Below are 18,948 nucleotides of genomic sequence, written 5' to 3' on the forward strand. Positions count from 1 at the left end.
TGTCATACGTAAGATGTCTGACCTTTTAGAAAAATGAAAATAAAAAAAGACCCATATGGATTCACTTTCATCTATGAGAGAAAGCTAATCAATATGAGTCCTTTTTTGCGCATAGGCTAATATTCATTAGTTTTCCCCATAGTCCAGCAATTTAAGGTTGCCGGGTAGAAACTCTCGATCCATATTATCAAGTATATATGAGGTAACATCGTCCGTATTAAATTAGTAGTAGCGTAACATTACTAGAGAACTATCGTCAATAGCTTTTTTTCTTCCAATAGAAAAAGACCATATAAGTATGATAAAATGTAACGCAGTGTTATGAAAAAGAGAGGTCGGAAAATGAGTACAAAAATGACGCCACCAGTTGAAAAAAACGAGTTTATAGATGTAGTATTTGAAGATTTAACGCATGATGGTGCCGGTGTTGCGAAAGTAAAGGGCTATCCTATTTTCGTTAAAAACGGATTACCAGGTGAAGAAGCGCAAATTAAAATTATTAAAGTGAAGAAAAACTTCGCGTTTGGTCGTTTAATGAAGCTTCATCAAGAAAGTCCATATCGTAAAGATGCAGAATGCCCTGTGTATAACGAGTGCGGCGGTTGCCAGCTTCAGCACTTAACATATGAAGGACAATTACAAGCGAAAGAAAAACAAGTACGCGACGTTATGCAGCGCATCGGCGGACTAAGCGATGTTCCTGTTCATCCTGTACTTGGCATGAAAAACCCGTGGGTATACCGCAATAAAGCACAAGTACCAATTGGGGAACGTGAAGGCGGACTTGTAGCTGGCTTCTATCGTCAAGGAACGCATGACATCATTAATATGGAATCATGCTTAATTCAGGCGGAAGAAAACGATGCTTTAATTCAAGAAGTAAAACGTATTTGTGAAAAACACGGTATTTCGGCGTATAACGAAGAGCGTAACAAAGGAACACTTCGCCACGTAATGGCTCGATACGGACAAGTAACAGGGGAAATTATGCTTGTCTTCATTACACGTACAGCAGAATTGCCAAACAAAAAAGCAATCATTGAAGAGATTGCTGCGAAATTCCCAGAAGTAAAATCAATTGTTCAAAACGTAAATACGAAGCGTACAAACGTTATTTTCGGAGACACAACGACAGTACTGTACGGATCAGAATATATTTATGACTTTATCGGTGACATTAAATTTGCGATTTCGGCACGTTCATTCTATCAAGTAAATCCAGAACAAACGAAAGTACTATACGATAAAACGTTAGAATACGCAAAGCTAGACGGTAACGAAACAGTAATAGATGCCTATTGCGGAATCGGATCAATCTCCTTATTCCTAGCGCAAAAAGCGAAAAAAGTGTACGGCGTTGAAATTGTTCCAGAAGCAATCGAAGACGCAAACCGAAACGCAGCACTAAACAACATGACAAACGCTGAATTTGGCGTAGGAGAAGCAGAAGTAGTTATTCCAAAATGGTACAAAGAGGGCGTAATCGCTGACACAATGGTCGTAGATCCACCGCGTAAAGGTTGTGACGAGGCACTACTAAACACAATCATCGACATGAAACCAAAACGCGTCGTATATGTATCATGCAACCCAGCAACATTAGCACGTGACTTAAAAGTACTAGAAGAAGGCGGATATAAAACGCAGGAGGTACAACCTGTTGATATGTTCCCGCATACTACTCATGTGGAGTGTGTGGCTTGGCTTAAGTTGGTATAATAGAAAAGCAGTTGATATAGAAAAAATCTATACCACCTGCTTTTTGGTTTATAAAAATACCATTTAGCAATGATTTTAGTTAAAATAAATATTGCTGATTTTCACAAATTATAAATTGAGAGTTTGAAGTTGTATTCATAGTGAGAGGATTTGAATTTGAAATGATAGATAATTTTTGGCGTGATTTACCACGACCATTTTTCGTACTTGCACCAATGGAAGATGTGACAGACGTTGTTTTCCGTCACGTAGTAAGTGAAGCTGGTCGTCCAGACGTATTCTTCACAGAGTTTACAAACTCGGATAGCTATTGCCATCCAGAAGGTATGAAAAGTGTACGTGGCCGTTTAATTTTTACAGAAGATGAACAGCCAATAGTGGCACATATTTGGGGAGATAATCCTGAATATTTCCGCCAAATGAGTATTGGTATGGCAGAGCTAGGATTTAAAGGTATCGATATTAATATGGGCTGCCCTGTACCGAATGTAGCATCAAGAGGAAAAGGTAGTGGCCTTATTCTACGTCCAGACGTTGCGGCAGAACTTATCCAAGCAGCAAAAGCGGGCGGGCTACCTGTCAGCGTAAAAACACGACTTGGCTTTAAAGAGTTAAGTGAGTGGGAAGATTGGTTAACGCACATTTTAAAACAAGATATTGCGAACCTTTCTATTCACTTACGTACAAGAGAAGAAATGAGCCAAGTAGACGCGCACTGGGAACTAATTCCGGAAATTAAAAAATTACGTGACCGCATTGCACCAAATACGCTAATAACAATCAACGGAGACATTCCTGATCGTCAAACCGGAATGGAACTTGCTGAAAAATACGGTATTGATGGAGTTATGATCGGACGAGGTATTTTCAAAAATCCGTTTGCTTTTGAAAAAGAGCCAAGAGAGCATAGCAGTAAAGAACACCTTGATCTTTTAAGACTGCAGCTTGATCTTCAAGATCAATATGCAGAAGTACTGCCACGTTCAATCACGGGGCTTCATCGCTTTTTCAAAATTTATGTAAAAGGCTTCCCTGGAGCTGCTGAACTAAGAAATCAATTGATGAGTACGAAATCGACGGATGAAGTGCGTGCTTTGTTGGATAAGTTTGAGGATAGTGTTGATAAGGATGGAGATAGTGAAACATTGTAACTTTTGAAAGTTAGAGGGATGGGGTATAGCGATTTAATTAGTGTTTGTTTCATTTTAATTAAGGTGAACCGTATCATAAGTAAGTGATGTATTCTATGTAAAACAAGGGTAAGAAAAGAATACAGGAGAAAATGGCTGGTCTTGATTTTCACTGATATTATCATGTTTATTTTATCCCGCTATTTGCCGGGTAGTAAAACTCCCACCTCAAAATTCAGCTAGTGCAAAGAAGTTAGGTGGGAGTCGTGCTGCCCGTAAAAGCCCGATTGGTGCGGGCTGATTAAAGTTTCACTTTATTATGCCTATAATTGGAGGCCATGTGAATGTTAAGTGATCAGGCGAGATATTCTAGGCTCGCGAATATAACAAAAATAATAAATACAAAATTAGAACTACGTGAAGTATTGCAACGTGTAACAATGGCGATATCGGAGGAGATTGTTAAGTGCAACGCTGTTGGAATTTATTTACCAAAGGAAGATGGAACATTTAGAGGGTTTGCAGGAAAACCAGAGACAATAAATGGCGTAATGCTCGATACTCAGGTAATTGATCCTGAAATAGACTTACTGGCAAAAGAAGTTATTGAAACAAAAAAAACCATTTATATCCCTGATACATCAAAGGATCATCGGCCGGATCCGAGACCAGTTGCTGCGTTCAAAATTAAGTCCTTATTAGCTCTGCCTATCTCATTTGGGCAAGAGTTATTTGGGCTGGTTTTTTTATTTGATTATGGAGTTCCAATGAACTTAACAAATTCAGAAATTCAAAGTGTTGAAGCTTATGTAAATATGGCTGCGGTCGCAATTCAAAACGCAAATAATTTAACACAAAAGGAAAACCTTATTGCCGAGAAGCAGCTGTTACTAAATGTTACCCGTGATTTATCAATGTGTTCCTCGGTACAGGAAAGTTTTGATAAATGTTTTCTTTACTTAGGACAGATTTTAGAGAGTAAAAACATGGCTGCCCACCTTTTAGACCCGCTAGACAAAACAATGATTAAAACAACGAAGTTAAGCAAGGACTGTGATTGGACAGAAGCAGATTGGATGGAGAAAAGCTATGAAGCCAAGATCCAAGAGGTTATTCAAACGAAAAATATAGATAGTAAGGGTCAACTGATGATTCCATTGGTTTCAATGGGAGAAGTATTAGGGGTAATCGTCGTTGGCAAAGAGGGAAAAGCTCACAATTATGATAATTCCCAAATGCAACTGGCAAAATCTATCGTTGATGCCACAGCTCCTACGTTTTCAAACTTGTTATATATGGATCGACTTGAAAGCATGGTGGAAGAGCGAACGAGAGAACTAGCTGTTGCTAATGAAAAAGTTACAAGTGTGATTGAAAGTATTACGGATGGATTCTTTACTTTGAATAATACATGGGAATTTACGTACGTAAATAAGCATCAATATTTTCCACAAAGAAAAACAGCAAAAGATGTATTAGGCAAGAATATATGGGTGATTTTCCCGAGTAGCGTTGACGAAGTTATGTATAAGGAACTTCATCGTGCAATGTCAGAGCGAACTACAGTTTGTTTCGAATTTTTTTCTACCTCTGATGAATATTGGCACGAAGTTATTGCATACCCGTATGATGATGGTATTTGTTGTATTTTTAAAAACATAACGGAAAAAAAGCAATATGAGCAGGAATTGAAAAGGTTATCGAACATAGATTTAATAGGGCAAATGGCAGCAGGCATCAGCCATGAGATTAGAAATCCAATGACAACAGTACGAGGTTTTTTGCAGTTATTAAAAGAAGAGCCTACCTATGAGAAACATAATAAGCACTTTAATTTAATGATTGAAGAACTTGACCGTGCAAATTCTATTATTACTGAATTTCTCTCAATGGGTAATACAAGGAAATCGGATTTGCAGATGTTAGATTTAAATGCAATTATCCACGATATTATTCCATTAATAAAGATTGATACGTATAATCAAAATAAATATATTCAAGTCGGTACAAATGACATTCCGGAATTACTTTTAAATCGTAATGAGATACGGCAATTATTAATAAACCTATACCGTAATGGCTTAGAAGCCATGGACACAGGGAAAGTTCTAACCATTAGCACTTACAAGGAAGGTCAAAATTGTGTGGTGCTTGCAGTGCGGGATCAAGGAAAAGGTATCAGGCCTGAAGTATTACAGAAACTGGGTACTCCATTTTACACGACCAAAGATAATGGAACTGGATTGGGGTTAGGTGTATGTTATGCCATTGCTGCCCGTCATAATGCAAAAATAGAAATTCAAACAGGATCGGAAGGCACTACCTTTTTTGTTAAATTTAATTATGCAAATAACGAATAATAACTTCATTTAGATTAGTTACGGTGAACCGTACCGCAAATAAAAAGTAAAACCTAAGTAAACATAATCAATATATTTCACCTGAATTTTGCGTAACATTCATGTTTGAGTTGCCCACTAAATTAGAGTTGCATAAAAAGAAATGGACTAACCTATATCAGGTTAGTCCATTTTCAAGTGTGTAATTAATAGTAAATCCCCATCCGTAATTTCGTACGATTATCCCATCGCCAACTAAAATACCTTTTACCGTATTTGATTTTAATTCTTCTTTATATAGTTTGATATCTTTTATAAGCGCGAATTCTTCGACCACATAATATGCGGTTATATAGAGCTTGTTATGTATTGTTTTATGAAAGGATAGAAAATCTCCCTTTTGTACTTTTAAGTATCAGATCCTGACTTTCCATATGTATATTCTGTTAGCATTGGGTCCTCATGTCCGAAGTTTCGTTCAGCATCTTTATAACCAATTAGATAATTCAATATTGATTCCCTCCCATATTAACTCTAGTAGCATTATAATTCGATTGGGTTTAAATGGATAATTCAAAGTGCCTAAACAACATATGTTGGTGTTTTAAAATCATCCCCAAAAGTATTAATCCACCCATGACTACAAAACCTCCCCCTAAAATGTTAAAGTAGTAACTTAACGACATTCATTTACACATGCTAAAAGCATTACTATAATCAACATTTCAGGAGGCAAAACAATGGCAATGAGCAACAACGATATATTAAAAAGAGTAAGATATGCTTTAGATATAAAAGATATAGATATGGTGGAAATCTTTAAACTTGGCGGGATGGAAGTAACGAAAGAAGACGTAGTTGATATGCTTACAAAAATAAAGAGAGCGCCGCAACATGAAGCTGAAAATGACGATGTAATCGAAGATGAGTACGTACTAACATGCGATATGATGATGTTAGAGGCATTTTTAAATGGATTTATTACTTTAAAAAGAGGAAAGCAAGATCCGACACCAGGGCAACCGGCTCCTGCACAGAGCAAGGAGAGTGCCAATAACCTTCTTTTAAAGAAAATGAAAATTGCACTTTCATTAACGAGTGAAGATGTACTTGATATATTAGATAGCGTAGGCGTTACGGTAACAAAAGGAGAGTTAGGCGCTCTGTTAAGAAAAAAAGGCCATAAAAATTACAAAGAGTGCGGCGATAGATACGCAAGGAATTTCATTAAGGGATTAGGCGTAAAGTATAGAGGATAATAAGTTCGTTAAAACGGTAAATGATATAATAGGTAGAGTAGGAAGTTTGTATCCTACTCTTTTTTATTTGTAAAAATAATACACTAGGTGATGAAATGGTACATACATATTTAGGTGAGACAATTAATTTTCATATAACTTATAAGAAGAAAAAGTCCGTGCGTCTTTTTGTAGATTCTTACGGAAATGTTGAGGTGCAAGCTCCAAAAGGTACGCCTGTTGAATACTTAGTCCAGTTGTTAGAGGAGAAATGGGATTGGATTCAGAAAACACGTAAGGAAATGCAGGAGCGAGCGCTTGGGCCACAAGAAAAGGATTATGATCAAGGGGAGGGCTTTCTGTATTTAGGCAACACGTATCCGATACAGATTTCCCAAGATGCAAGTATTATGCAAGACAATGCGATTTTTGAAGGGGATAAGTTACATATTTATGTGAAAGAGCTTAAGGACGAGAAAATCCAACAAGCTTTAAAACGATTTTACTATAAGCAGTGCAAGGCGTTAGTAGAGAAGAGTATTAAAGCACATCAAAATAACTTTAAAACAAAACCGCGTTCTATTCGTATTACAGATAGTAGCCGTACGTGGGGAACTTGTGATTCGAACTTGCAGTTAACGTTTAATTGGAAGCTAGCAATGGCACCACAGCAGGTAATTGACTATGTAGTTGTTCATGAAATGTGTCATATGGTCCATTTAAATCATGATCGATCTTTTTGGCGTCTTGTCGGGAAGATAATGCCTGATTATAAGGAAATGGAAAACTGGTTAGCGTTATCGAGTTGGAAGATGACGGTTTAGTAATGGGGATTATATAGGTTGCGATTATTGTCAATCTTTGTCGGTAAGTCGATATATTTCAAAAATCGCTGATATATTTGAAGTTGTGGTCGATCTATTCAAAAAATCGCTCGTATAATTTCATTTACCAAGGTACAGTTCATCAAAAGAGAAGAGGATGTCGCCATTCAAATTTTTGAATAGGTGACATCCTTTTCTTTTTGTATATAAATTATCGTCCAAACTTCACAACGAAATCTCCATCCACTTTCTCCATCTCATATCCACGATACCCCTCCGAAAGTAACGCTTGCTTTTCACTAACATCACTCATCGGAATATCTTTAATATCCGTCCAATTTCTTTCTTTATCCTCACGCAATTCCTTCACAAAAACATACCGCATACTACCGCCATACTTCTCCTTCAGCGCAGCAATTTCCATCCCTTGCGCAAATTTATCCTTTAAACTAGGAATGTTAAAAGGTGCAACGGTGCAGCAAACGTAATCGTATTTGCCATCTTCTTTTTGTAACTTGTCCATGATGACGTTTGCTAATATTTTTTGCATCCCATTTCCTCGGCAGTTCGGATGAACGTTTGAGATTTCTTGATAGATGACGCGGTGTAGTTCACTTTCTGATAGGCCAATATCAAGTCCTAAATGTTCGTCGTCGATAGGAGGGACGAGTAGGGCACGAAATGCGATGAGTTCGTTTTCGATAAAAGCACCGATCATCATGCCGTTTCCTTCTAGAATGTATTGAAATTCTTCTTGTGAAAGTGGTTGTAAACGACCTTTATCTTCTAATGCTTCAACTATAACGTTTTGTAATGATAAAATTTGTTCCATATGTTCTAAAGATAGTAATGTAACGTGAAATGGATCGTTATTTTGTTTTAATGTTCCTTCGTATAGAACTGTCATGTGTTAGTCCTCCTTTAGCGTACAACGTCTTGAAAGACGGTTAGTTCTTGTAATGTATCTTCATTTATTTCAATGCCTAGTCCCGGCTTTTCGTTTAAGCGAATGAATGGTACGTCGTAATGTAAGTTTCCGATATCCTTCGTGAATTTTAACGGACCTGTAAGTTCAACACTTGTAATGATTTTTTTTGAGAAAGCGACGTGGAAACCAGCGGAAGAGGCAACGGATGATTCGACCATTGATCCAACTTGGCATTCAATTCCTGCCATTTCTGCTTGATGAGCGAGTTTTACTGCTGGATATATGCCGCCGCATTTCATCAGTTTTATATTTACTTTATCAGCTGCGTCTAATTTAATAATTTGGCGCATTTCACGAGAACCTTTTAATCCTTCATCAATCATAAGTGGAAGGTCTGCTTTAGAACGAATATGAGCCATTGCGTCAATATCGTCTGCGACCACAGGTTGTTCAATCCAATCGATGTTTAAATGTCCTAATGAACGAAGTGCTGTTAATGTGTTTGCGCTATTTTTCCAGCCTTGGTTTACATCGACGCGAATCGCGATATCATCCCCTACACGTTCACGTACAGCTTCAATTCGTTTTACATCTTCTTTTACATTTGTACCGACTTTCATTTTGAAAGATTGGTAACCTTTCTGAATCATAGAGGCAGCTTCCTCAGCCATGTCTTCAGGATCGGCGATACTTAAAACGTGAGTGACAGGGAACTCTTCATGATAGCGCCCGCCAATTAATTGATATACAGGTTGATTTAATTTTTTGCCCATTATATCAAAACAAGCGATATCAATTGCAGCTTTCGCTGTTGGAACACCGTAAATTGTATTGTCCATCATATCGTGTATTTTTTCGATATTCATTGGATTTTGTCCGATAAGAGTAGGAGCTAGCGTATGTTTTAAAGTATGGAAAGTACTTTCCCATGATTCGCCTGTAACGTGATCATCAGCAACACCTTCACCGTAACCGATAATGCCTTCGTCTGTTTCCATTTTGACGATAATAGAAGGCATATCAGAATAAGAACCATAACTAATAACAAACGGATTGCGAAGTGGTAAACGAATTGCGTAAAGATGAATAGCTGTAATTTTCATTGAATAAAGACCCCTTCCTGTTTACAATAGTTTTGTACATTTGATATAGTTGACGTTAAATAGTCGTTAATTAATAATAAGGAGTTAGAGAAAATGATGATAAAAATTGCAGTTGTCGGTTCAAAAGAGTTTATAAAGAATCTTTTACCTATTGCGCATAAACTAGAAGAAATAGAAATTGATCCATATATTTACCTTCATCCGGCAGAATCTTCTGAACTATTAAAGCGTTTAAAGCCTTGCGATGTCATCTTTTTCTCAGGTGCTTTACCTTATTATATGGCAAAAGAAATAAGAGAACAATTACGAATTCCAAGTACGTACTTGCAGCAAGACGAGACAACTGTCGCATCTTCACTTCTTTCTGTCATGTACCATCAAAGTATTCAGCCACATAAAATTTCAATCGATTTAGTAGACCGCTCGTTTATTACGAATGTGTTCCATGATATCGGTATAAAAGAAAGTCCACAAGTGTTGGATTATGAAAATATGCTGTGGAGTAAAGATGAAATAAATAGAGTCATTGATTTTCATGTAGCTAAATATCAATCTGGAGCAGCTCATTTAGCTTTAACTAGTATTCACGCTGTCTACGACGAACTTCAAAAAATAGGTGTTCCTTCAGAGCGTATGATAGATCCGACACAATCAATTATACAAGGGTTAAAAGGTGCAAAAATAAAAGCTGAGTTAGCAAAAAGCCATTCAGCTACTGTTGGTGCTTGTATTATATCCTTTATAGAGTTACAAGAAAGCTCGCTTGAACAATTAAATGTGATTTCGAAAGAATTACGTGGTTCATTTAAACAAGTTGACGAAATGACATTTATTTTGTATACAACTCGTGGTGATATTGAATCGAGTATAAAAACAAATATGATAGCTCGTTTATTTACGAATATAGAAGGAGCGGTATCTATTGGATTTGGTTACGGAAAAACAGTAAATGAAGCGGAACAAAATGCAAAAATCGCTAAAGGTTTCGCAAAGAATAATCCGATAGAACGCTGTTTTTATATACTAACAAGTGATAAAAAATTATTTGGTCCGTTCCCGAAAGAGCAGAGAGTACAAAGTTTGAAAAATGATAACCCTGAATTAATGAAAATAGCGAAGGAAACGAAGCTTAGTCCTGCAAACTTGTCAAAAATTATTCAATTTAGTCAATCACATCCGTCATTGAAGTTTACAGCGGCAGATCTTTCTGAATACTTACAAGTGACTCGGCGATCAACAGAAAGGTTATTAAAGAAACTAGTTGATTATGGGTATGCTCATATTTGCGGCGAGGAAATGCCCTATCAACAAGGACGTCCTCGCGCAATATATGAGCTGAATTTACCGATGTATTCGTTTCAAAAATTTTAAGCTTCTAGTTGAGCTTTCTGTTTTTTCAGTAGTTCTGCTTTTTCAATGTCTGATAGTTTCGTAATTGTGAGACCCGTTATACCGTAAATGATTGAGATAATAGGTACGATGAAATTCAATATAGCATAAGGAGCATATTCGAATGCGCCAACTCCAAGTGTTGCGAGTATAAATACACCACATGTATTCCAAGGTACGAAAACAGAAGTTAATGTTCCACCATCTTCTAATGCTCTGGATAAGTTTTTAGAATGTAGTCCTTTTTCTGTGTATGCATTTGCATACATTCTTGAAGGAACAACAATCGAAATATATTGTTCAGAGCAAGTAAGGTTTGTTGCAAAGCAAGATGCGATAGTAGAAGCGATAAGTCCTTTTGCTGATGTCGCTAATTTCAAAATTTGATTTACAATTGCACGGAGAATACCAGTATGTTCTAGTACTCCGCCGAACGTCATAGCGACAATGGTCATAGAAACTGTGTTCATCATCGAATCCAAGCCACCGCGGTTAAATAGTTCGTCTACTAGCTTGTTTCCAGTGTCTATGACAAATCCATTTTGGAGTGCGCCGACAGCTGATGAGACAGAACCACCTTGAATAAAGACTTGTGATAAAAATCCTAAAATAATACCGACGAGAATAGCTGGTATAGCAGGAACCTTTTTAGCGACCAATACCATAACGACTACGGGTATGATTAATAGGAAAGGCGAGATAACAAAATTTTGTTGCAATACTTGTAATGTTTGATCGATGCTTTTTGCATCAATATTGTTATCGCCGAAGTTTCTTCCTAAGAAAGCATAAACGATAAGAGTAATAATTAAACCTGGAATTGTAGTAAATAACATATGACGAATATGTGTGAATAAATCTGTATTTGTTAATCCTGCGGCTAAGTTTGTCGTGTCTGAAAGCGGTGACATTTTATCGCCGAAATAAGAACCGGAAATTATAGCACCGGCAACCATTGGAGCTGGAATTCCCATACTTAGACCAATTCCCATTCCTGCAACACCAATTGTCCCCATTGTAGACCAAGAGCTACCAATAGCTAATGCAACAATAGAACAAATAATTGTAATTGAAACTAAAAATAGTGATGGAGTTAAAAGATTTAAACCGTAATAAATCATTGTTGCGACGATTCCGCCGCCAATCCAAGCACCGATCGTTAAACCTACAAGAATAATGATAACGATAGCGGGTAATGCGAGGCGAATTCCTTTATACATTGCTTCTTCAATGTCGTTCCATTTATAACCGTAACGCCAGGCAACGATAGAAGCAACGGTTGTACCGATAATAAGTGGGACGTGAGGGCTTTGTTTTAATACAACAATTGTAACCATCATAACTGCAACTGTAACGATAACAGGGATCATTGCTACGCCAAAAGGTATTTCTTTTTTCATAAACTGCCTCCTCATTATGCATGTTTGTATTTTTAGAATTGTCGCAAAATAGACGTTATTAAATTATAATAACTAAAAACTGATATGAGCGTCAATAAAAAACAGAAAATAAGGAATGTTCTATCGTTATGAAGTGAGTGGAAATAAGTTGTCGATCGTATTTAAAAATAAACAATTGACTTTTTTCTTAAAATTCAATATGTTCATAAAAACATCTGTTTTTCATAAGTATAATTAACCTGAATGGTTTTGGAATTTGGGAAGGAGAATGTAGCTTTGAAAACATTAGAACTACAAGAGCGTTTAACTGAAATTTTTCAGCATTTACATGAAAACCCTGAAGTGAGTTGGAAAGAGTATGAAACGACAGCGTATATTACTAACTTTTTAAAAGAAGAAGGAATTTCATATAAAATATTTGATGATTGCCCAGGCGTGATTGCTGAAATCGGAAGCGGGAATCCAGTTATTGCGATTCGTGCCGATATGGATGCACTTTGGCAAGAAGTGGACGGAGAGTTTAAAGCGAATCATTCATGTGGTCACGATGCTCATATGACAATTGTGATGGGGCTTATTTTACAATTGAAAAATATGAGATGGGATAGCGGTACTGTTAGATTTATTTTTCAGCCGGCAGAGGAAAAAGGAAATGGTTCTTTAAAGATGGTAGAGAAGGGTGCTGTGGATGATGCGGATTTCCTATTCGGTGTTCATTTAAGGCCGATTGAAGAACTGCCTTTGAAACAAGCCGCCCCATCTATTCGTCACGGAGCAGCAGGATTTTTAGAAGGGGTGATTCACGGAGATGATGCACATGGGGCACGCCCGCATCAAGGGATAAATGCAATTGATGTCATCACGATGATTAATATTGGATTGAAAAATATATGGCTACCACCGCAGACGTCGTATTCTGTTAAGATGACGAGATGTCAAGCTGGTGGTGATAATCTAAATATTATTCCAGGTAACGGCCATTTTAGTTTAGATGTAAGAGCAGAAAATAACATATTACTAAATGAATTAAAGCAAAAAATAGAGCAAGTAATTCAGTCAGCTGAATCAATGGGATCTAAACTTTCTTATGAGTGGATTGATCTTGCACCAGGAGCTGAAGTGTCAGAAGAAGCTGAGCGCTTTATGCGTAAAGGTATTCTTGAAGTGTATGGGGAAGAGGGATGTACTGGACCATTGTATACGACAGGAAGCGATGATTTCCATTACTACACAGTGAAGAGACCACATTTAAAAGCTGTCATGCTTGGACTAGGGGCAAACCTACAACCTGGATTACACCATCCGTATATGAAGTTTGATCATTCTTGCATAATGGATGGAGTAGAAATATTGAAACAAACTGTATTGAAAGTATTAGAAAACAGGGGCTAGAAAGCTCCTGTTTTTTTGTAGGAATTTGTCGTTAAGTCAATATATTCGATTTTGCGACGATATAATTTCACGTACCAATCAATTTGATAAAAATGAGCATTCAGTACGTGGTGTATAATAATAGTAATATTTCTTAATGGGAGCAAACGAATGAACGAACAATATTACGATGCTGTATTACATATAAAAACTGTCGGTGAGCAAAAGGGCTTTAATAAATCTATGCATTATCACCGTTATGAACCGACGCCATATAGCGGATTAGATGAACTATTAAATCAATATGAAATAAGAAGTAGCGACCGAGTTGTAGACTTTGGATGCGGAAAAGGACGATTAAACTTTTACATGCATCATAAGTGTGGTGCTTCAGCGGTTGGAATTGAAATGAATGAAGAGTTTTATAAAGAAGCAATGGATAATCTAGAGCGCTATGCACGAAAGGTAAGAAACAGTAAGGATAAAATTGGGTTTGAATGTTGTTTAGCGCAGGAATATGAGATTGATCCACGTGATAATCGGTTTTATTTCTTCAATCCATTTTCTGTACAAGTATTTATGAACGTAGTAAATAATATTTTACTTTCGGTAGAAGAGGCGGAGAGAGAAGTCGATATTATTTTATACTATCCTTCTGAAGATTATATTTTCTTCTTAGAGAATCAGACAGCGTTTGAGCTGAAGAGGGAAGTAAGGTTGCCTGGGGCTTATGAGAAGAATGGGAATGAGAGGTTTTTAGTTTATAGATTGGAGTGTTAATGTATGGGGGCTTGGGGAGTAGCGATATTGTCAGATGATATTGCTAAAGATATTCAGTTAATTTATAAGGATTTGTTAGGAAATGAATATTCAAATGAAGAAGCAAGTAGGATTGTAATTGAGGAATACCAGACTGAACTAGATGATGAAGAGATTATTGTTTTTTGGCTAGCATTTGCTTGCATACAATGGAAGTTAGGAAGACTTCAAGAGAATGTTAAACTTGAGGCATTGCAAATAATAGAGAGTGGTGCAGATTTATCCCGCTGGGAGGATGAACCTAAATTACAGAGAAAACGTGAAGTAGTGTTAAATAAACTTAGAGAACAGTTACATTCTCCGCAGCCACAAGCTAAAAAAGTACCGAAGAGATTTATAGCGAATACTTCTTTAAAAGCAGGTGATGCTGTTAGTTACGAATTAGTATCGGGGAATTATATTATTCTGAAAGTCATTGAGATTATTGAGGAATGGTATGGGGATCGATATCCTCTATTTGAAATATGTGATTGGGAAGGGAAAGAGATTCCTTCAAAAGAACAAATTGAACAATTAGACTTAAAGAAAAGGATTTATGAAGATGGAAAGCAGGAAATAATGAAGCTAGCTATTTATCCTTCAGGAAAAAGAGATAACTCAGCCGAAAGAATACAAGTAGTAGCAGAAGATGTAAATATAGTATTGGATATAGAACCACCGTATGCTTTAATATGTTGGAAGGAATTTGACGACCATTTGCATACAATGTAATAAAAAAGAGGCGCTACCTATTGGTAGCGCCTCTTTTACTCATGTCTATATAATTAGTTACGGATTAAGTAATCAAATGCGCCTAAAGCTGCGTTTGCACCTGAACCCATAGAGATGATGATTTGTTTGTACGGATTATTTGTACAGTCACCTGCAGCAAACACTCCTGGTACGTTTGTAGCGCCGTGCTTGTCTGTTACGATTTCACCGCGAGCGCGTTCAACTGTTTCGCCTAACCAGTCTGTGTTTGGCACAAGACCGATTTGTACGAATACACCTTGTAATTCAACGTGATGAACTTCTTCAGTTTCACGATCGATGTAAGAAATACCGTTTACTTTATCAGTACCAGTGATTTCTTTCGTTTGAACGTTTTTCAGAACAGTTACGTTTGGTAAGCTGTTAAGACGCTCTTGTAATACAGCATCAGCTTTTAATTCTGGCATGAATTCAAGAACAGTTACGTGCTTAACAATACCTGCTAAGTCGATAGCTGCTTCAATACCAGAGTTACCTCCGCCGATAACTGCTACGTCTTTTCCGATGAATAATGGACCGTCACAGTGTGGGCAGTATGCTACACCTTTATTTTTGAACTCAGCTTCACCTGGTACGCCAACGTTACGCCAGCGAGCACCTGTAGAAACGATTACGCTCTTACTTTTCAGAATAGCGCCGTTTTCAAGTTCCACTTCAATAAGTTCTTTTTTCTCTAAACGTTTTGCACGTTGTAGATTCATTACATCGATGTCGTATTCTTTAACGTGCTCTTCAAGACTTGCTACTAGCTTAGGTCCTTCAGTGCGTTTTACGCTGATGAAGTTCTCAATGCCCATAGTATCCATTACTTGACCACCGAAGCGCTCAGCAACGATACCAGTGCGGATGCCTTTACGTGCTGCATAAATTGCTGCACTTGCACCAGCAGGGCCGCCACCAACAACAAGAACATCGTATGGATCTTTATCAGAAAGCTCTGATGCATCTGGACCGTTACCCATTTTAGCTAAAATTTCTTCAAGTGTCATACGACCGCTTCCGAAAGATTCGCCGTTTAGGAAAACTGTTGGTACTGCCATGATGTCTTTACTTTCTACTTCCTCTTTGAATGCAGCGCCATCAATCATAGTATGTGTAATACCAGAGTTTAGAACGCTCATTACGTTAAGAGCTTGTACAACATCAGGACAGTTATGACAACTTAGGCTGATATAAGACTCAAAATGATATTCGCCTTGAATGTTTTTAATTTGATCGATTAATTTTTGTTCAACTTTTGGAGCGCGTCCACTTACTTGTAGTAAAGCTAACACTAATGAAGTAAATTCGTGTCCTAATGGAATACCAGCGAATACGACACCAGTGTCTTCACCAGGGCGGTTTACGCTAAAGCTTGGTGTTCTCTCTAATTCAACTTTTTCTACTGTAATCTTAGATGACATAGTAGCTAATTCGTCTACTAGAGCTAACATATCTTTAGATACGTCGTCGTCTCCAGCGCTTACTTTAAGTAAAATATCGTTCTCCATTAACTGAAGGTATTGGGATAGTTGTGTTTTTATATCTGCATCTAGTATCATTTTGATCGAACTCCTTAGATTTTGCCTACAAGGTCAAGGCTTGGTTTAAGTGTTGCAGAACCCTCTTGCCATTTAGCTGGGCAAACTTCACCTGGGTTGTTACGTACGTATTGAGCAGCTTTAATTTTGTTAACAAGGATGCTTGCGTCACGGCCGATACCGTCAGCATTGATTTCCATAGATTGGATAACGCCGTCTGGATCGATGATGAATGTACCACGAGCAGCAAGACCTTCTTCTTCCATTAAAACGTTGAAGTTTGTAGTGATTGTGCGAGTTGGGTCACCAATCATAATGTATTCGATTTTGCCGATAGTTTCTGAGCTATCATGCCATGCTTTGTGAGTGAAGTGAGTGTCTGTAGATACAGAGTATACTTCAACGCCTAAATCTTTTAGAGTTGCATATTGGTTTTGTAAGTCTTCAAGTTCAGTTGGACAAACGAATGTGAAGTCTGCTGGGTAGAAACAAACTACGCTCCATTTTCCTTTTAAACTTTCGTCAGTAACTTGGATAAATTCTCCATTATGGTAAGCATTAGCTTTAAACGGTTTTACTTCTGTGCCGATTAATAACATATTAAAATTCCTCCTAAAGGTTGGTTTTGAGCATCGGAAATTAGTTTGCTCATAAAATATATTTTTTAATTAACTATAATAATTCTAATTCGATATTAATTATCATATAGAAGTGGTTATTTTGTCAAGAGAATAAACCAACTTTATACCAATTTAATTAATATTTATTCTCAATTAAGGCTGCTAGGGAATTAAAAGGTAATTTTTAAGTCATAAATTTTCAATGAGTGTTTGAAAGAGTAGTGTGTATGTTAGAGATATGGTGTAAGTATAAATTCTTAGGAAGGAAATATTTCTTAGAAGTTGTAGATTTGAAAAGGAACTGCTTACTTCTATTTTACAAAGAATTGTGCAATAAATAAAACAAAATGTATCGGAATCTTTGTGAACAATTATTGTCATCATAAATATATATAATAAGAAGTATATTGCAATGAGAAATAGAAACATTGACGCTCATTTCTAACAAGATATAATAAAAGCGAGATATGTATTGCAATAGAGAAGATATAGTATAGATTGAAAAAATTTCAGTCTATTATTTTTTTATGGATTTTAGAAAACGTTTACATTTAGTATGGAGGGGAAACCATGTCTAAGTTCACGAAGTATTTTTTAATGGAAGCTAAAGATGTGATTGCATATGTGCAAGAGAAATTACCTAAGTTCGAACATGCAAAGGGGCTAAAGTGTAAAGAAATAGGCGATGGTAATTTAAATTATGTATTCCGCGTTTGGGATGAACAGAAGAGCATTTCTGTCATTGTAAAACAAGCTGGGGATACAGCGCGTATTTCAGATGAGTTTAAGTTGTCGACGAATCGAATTCGTATAGAATCAGATGTTTTGCGACTAGAAGGAGAGTTAGCATCAGGACTCGTGCCAAATGTATATTTGTTTGATAGTGTGATGAATTGTTGCGTGATGGAAGATTTATCAGATCACACAATATTGCGTACAGCACTCATAAATCATCAAATGTTTCCGAGGCTTGCTGATGATTTAACTACTTTTATGGTAAACACTCTTCTATTAACATCAGATGTTGTAATGAATCATAAAGAGAAGAAGGAACTCGTGAAGAATTATATAAATCCTGAGTTATGTGAGATTACAGAGGACCTCGTATATTCAGAGCCGTTTACAAATCATAATAAACGCAACGAATTGTTTCAATTAAACGAAGGATGGATTAGAGAGCATATTTATATTGATAAAGAGCTTCGTATGGAAGTAGCAAAACTTAAGTTTTCTTTTATGACGAATGCACAAGCGCTGCTTCACGGTGATTTACATACTGGTTCTGTTTTTGTAAAAAGTGATTCTACAAAGGTTATTGATCCGGAGTTTGCTTTTTATGGACCTATGGGATATGACGTTGGGAATGTAATGGCGAATTTAATATTTGCATGGGTGAATGCAGATGCAGTGATGCAATTTGGTATGGAGAAAGATACATATATGAACTGGCTAGAATCTACCATGATAGATGTAATTGAGTTATTTAAGAAGAAGTTCTTAGATGCTTGGGATATTCATGTGACAGAGGTTATGGCGAAGGAAGAAGGATTTAACCAAGTTTATTTACAATTTGTATTAGAGGATACAGCTGCAGTGACGGGTCTTGAGTTAATTCGCCGTATTGTCGGTCTAGCGAAGGTAAAGGATATTACTTGTATTGAGAATGATGCAGCGCGTGCTAGAGCGGAGCGAATTTGTCTTCAGGCAGCGAAGAAGTTTATTTTACAAGCGAATCGATATAAAACAGGTAGCAGCTTTGTAGAAACGTTAAGAAAACAAATGCATAGTGCGCAGTAAG

General features: G+C 36.9%; 15 protein-coding genes and 1 riboswitch. Of the genes, 10 read left to right on the forward strand and 5 right to left on the reverse strand.

Translation table 11 applies throughout. The features are described 5' to 3' along the window. Window positions 1-119: 119 nt before the first annotated feature. A riboswitch (purine riboswitch) is annotated at window positions 120-221 on the reverse strand. 121 nt (window positions 222-342) lie between these two features. From rlmD to LUS72_RS01955, 5 genes are all read left to right on the forward strand, one after another. Next, a complete protein-coding gene (rlmD, locus tag LUS72_RS01935) occupies window positions 343-1,719 on the forward strand; it encodes a 23S rRNA (uracil(1939)-C(5))-methyltransferase RlmD (RefSeq protein ID WP_264448533.1) in 1,377 nt (458 codons plus the stop codon). Window positions 1,720-1,880: 161 nt separating this feature from the next. Next, entirely contained in the window at window positions 1,881-2,870 is a 990-nt protein-coding gene (locus LUS72_RS01940; RefSeq protein ID WP_097828983.1) for a tRNA dihydrouridine synthase, read from the forward strand. Between the two features lie 323 nt (window positions 2,871-3,193). After that, the gene (locus tag LUS72_RS01945; protein WP_097828982.1) at window positions 3,194-5,209 is read left to right on the forward strand and encodes a GAF domain-containing sensor histidine kinase; all 2,016 of its coding nucleotides are present in this window, start codon (window positions 3,194-3,196) and stop codon (window positions 5,207-5,209) included. Window positions 5,210-5,928: 719 nt separating this feature from the next. Then, a complete protein-coding gene (locus LUS72_RS01950) occupies window positions 5,929-6,447 on the forward strand; it encodes a YehS family protein (RefSeq protein ID WP_097828981.1) in 519 nt (172 codons plus the stop codon). Between the two features lie 95 nt (window positions 6,448-6,542). Then, entirely contained in the window at window positions 6,543-7,250 is a 708-nt protein-coding gene (locus LUS72_RS01955) for a M48 family metallopeptidase (RefSeq protein WP_097828980.1), read from the forward strand. A 211-nt stretch (window positions 7,251-7,461) separates the two neighbouring features. Here LUS72_RS01955 and LUS72_RS01960 read toward each other — a convergent pair whose 3' ends face one another. Together LUS72_RS01960 and LUS72_RS01965 are read right to left on the reverse strand one after the other, a co-directional pair. Beyond that, on the reverse strand, window positions 7,462-8,157 hold the full coding sequence (locus LUS72_RS01960) for an N-acetyltransferase (RefSeq protein ID WP_097828979.1): 696 nt from the start codon (window positions 8,155-8,157) through the stop codon (window positions 7,462-7,464). Window positions 8,158-8,171: 14 nt separating this feature from the next. Next, the gene (locus LUS72_RS01965; RefSeq protein ID WP_264448535.1) at window positions 8,172-9,281 is read right to left on the reverse strand and encodes a mandelate racemase/muconate lactonizing enzyme family protein; all 1,110 of its coding nucleotides are present in this window, start codon (window positions 9,279-9,281) and stop codon (window positions 8,172-8,174) included. Window positions 9,282-9,374: 93 nt separating this feature from the next. Here LUS72_RS01965 and LUS72_RS01970 point away from each other — a divergent pair, with 93 nt between their 5' ends. Then, window positions 9,375-10,652, forward strand: coding sequence for a transcriptional regulator (locus LUS72_RS01970; protein ID WP_097828977.1), 1,278 nt, complete (start codon window positions 9,375-9,377; stop codon window positions 10,650-10,652). On the opposite strand, the gene nhaC is transcribed toward LUS72_RS01970, so the two are convergent. Then, window positions 10,649-12,070 carry a Na+/H+ antiporter NhaC gene (gene nhaC / locus LUS72_RS01975; protein WP_097828976.1) on the reverse strand — a complete coding sequence of 474 codons (1,422 nt, stop codon included), beginning with the start codon at window positions 12,068-12,070 and terminating at the stop codon, window positions 10,649-10,651. The genes LUS72_RS01970 and nhaC overlap by 4 nt on opposite strands. 276 nt (window positions 12,071-12,346) lie before the next feature. On the opposite strand from nhaC, the gene LUS72_RS01980 reads away from it, so the two are divergent. The 3 genes from LUS72_RS01980 to LUS72_RS01990 all read left to right on the forward strand — a co-directional run bounded on the left by LUS72_RS01980 (window position 12,347) and on the right by LUS72_RS01990 (window position 14,971). After that, complete coding sequence (locus tag LUS72_RS01980; RefSeq protein ID WP_070140683.1) at window positions 12,347-13,462, forward strand: M20 peptidase aminoacylase family protein; 1,116 nt, start codon at window positions 12,347-12,349, stop codon at window positions 13,460-13,462. A gap of 150 nt (window positions 13,463-13,612) precedes the next feature. Next, window positions 13,613-14,221: an SAM-dependent methyltransferase gene (locus LUS72_RS01985; protein WP_264448536.1), complete on the forward strand. Its 609-nt coding sequence runs from the start codon at window positions 13,613-13,615 to the stop codon at window positions 14,219-14,221. Between the two features lie 3 nt (window positions 14,222-14,224). Further along, entirely contained in the window at window positions 14,225-14,971 is a 747-nt protein-coding gene (locus LUS72_RS01990; protein WP_264448537.1) for a hypothetical protein, read from the forward strand. A gap of 53 nt (window positions 14,972-15,024) precedes the next feature. On the opposite strand, the gene ahpF is transcribed toward LUS72_RS01990, so the two are convergent. Both ahpF and ahpC read right to left on the reverse strand, forming a co-directional pair. Continuing rightward, window positions 15,025-16,551 (reverse strand): alkyl hydroperoxide reductase subunit F, encoded by a 1,527-nt coding sequence (gene ahpF / locus LUS72_RS01995; protein ID WP_000599491.1) that lies wholly within the window; start codon window positions 16,549-16,551, stop codon window positions 15,025-15,027. Between the two features lie 14 nt (window positions 16,552-16,565). Further along, window positions 16,566-17,129 (reverse strand): alkyl hydroperoxide reductase subunit C, encoded by a 564-nt coding sequence (ahpC, locus tag LUS72_RS02000; RefSeq protein ID WP_000924420.1) that lies wholly within the window; start codon window positions 17,127-17,129, stop codon window positions 16,566-16,568. A gap of 591 nt (window positions 17,130-17,720) precedes the next feature. Here ahpC and mtnK point away from each other — a divergent pair. Further along, window positions 17,721-18,947: an S-methyl-5-thioribose kinase gene (gene mtnK, locus LUS72_RS02005; protein WP_097828973.1), complete on the forward strand. Its 1,227-nt coding sequence runs from the start codon at window positions 17,721-17,723 to the stop codon at window positions 18,945-18,947. Window position 18,948 lies beyond the last annotated feature (1 nt).

Origin of the sequence: Bacillus cereus (assembly GCF_025917685.1) — a bacterium.
Lineage (GTDB): Bacteria > Bacillota > Bacilli > Bacillales > Bacillaceae_G > Bacillus_A > Bacillus_A cereus_AT.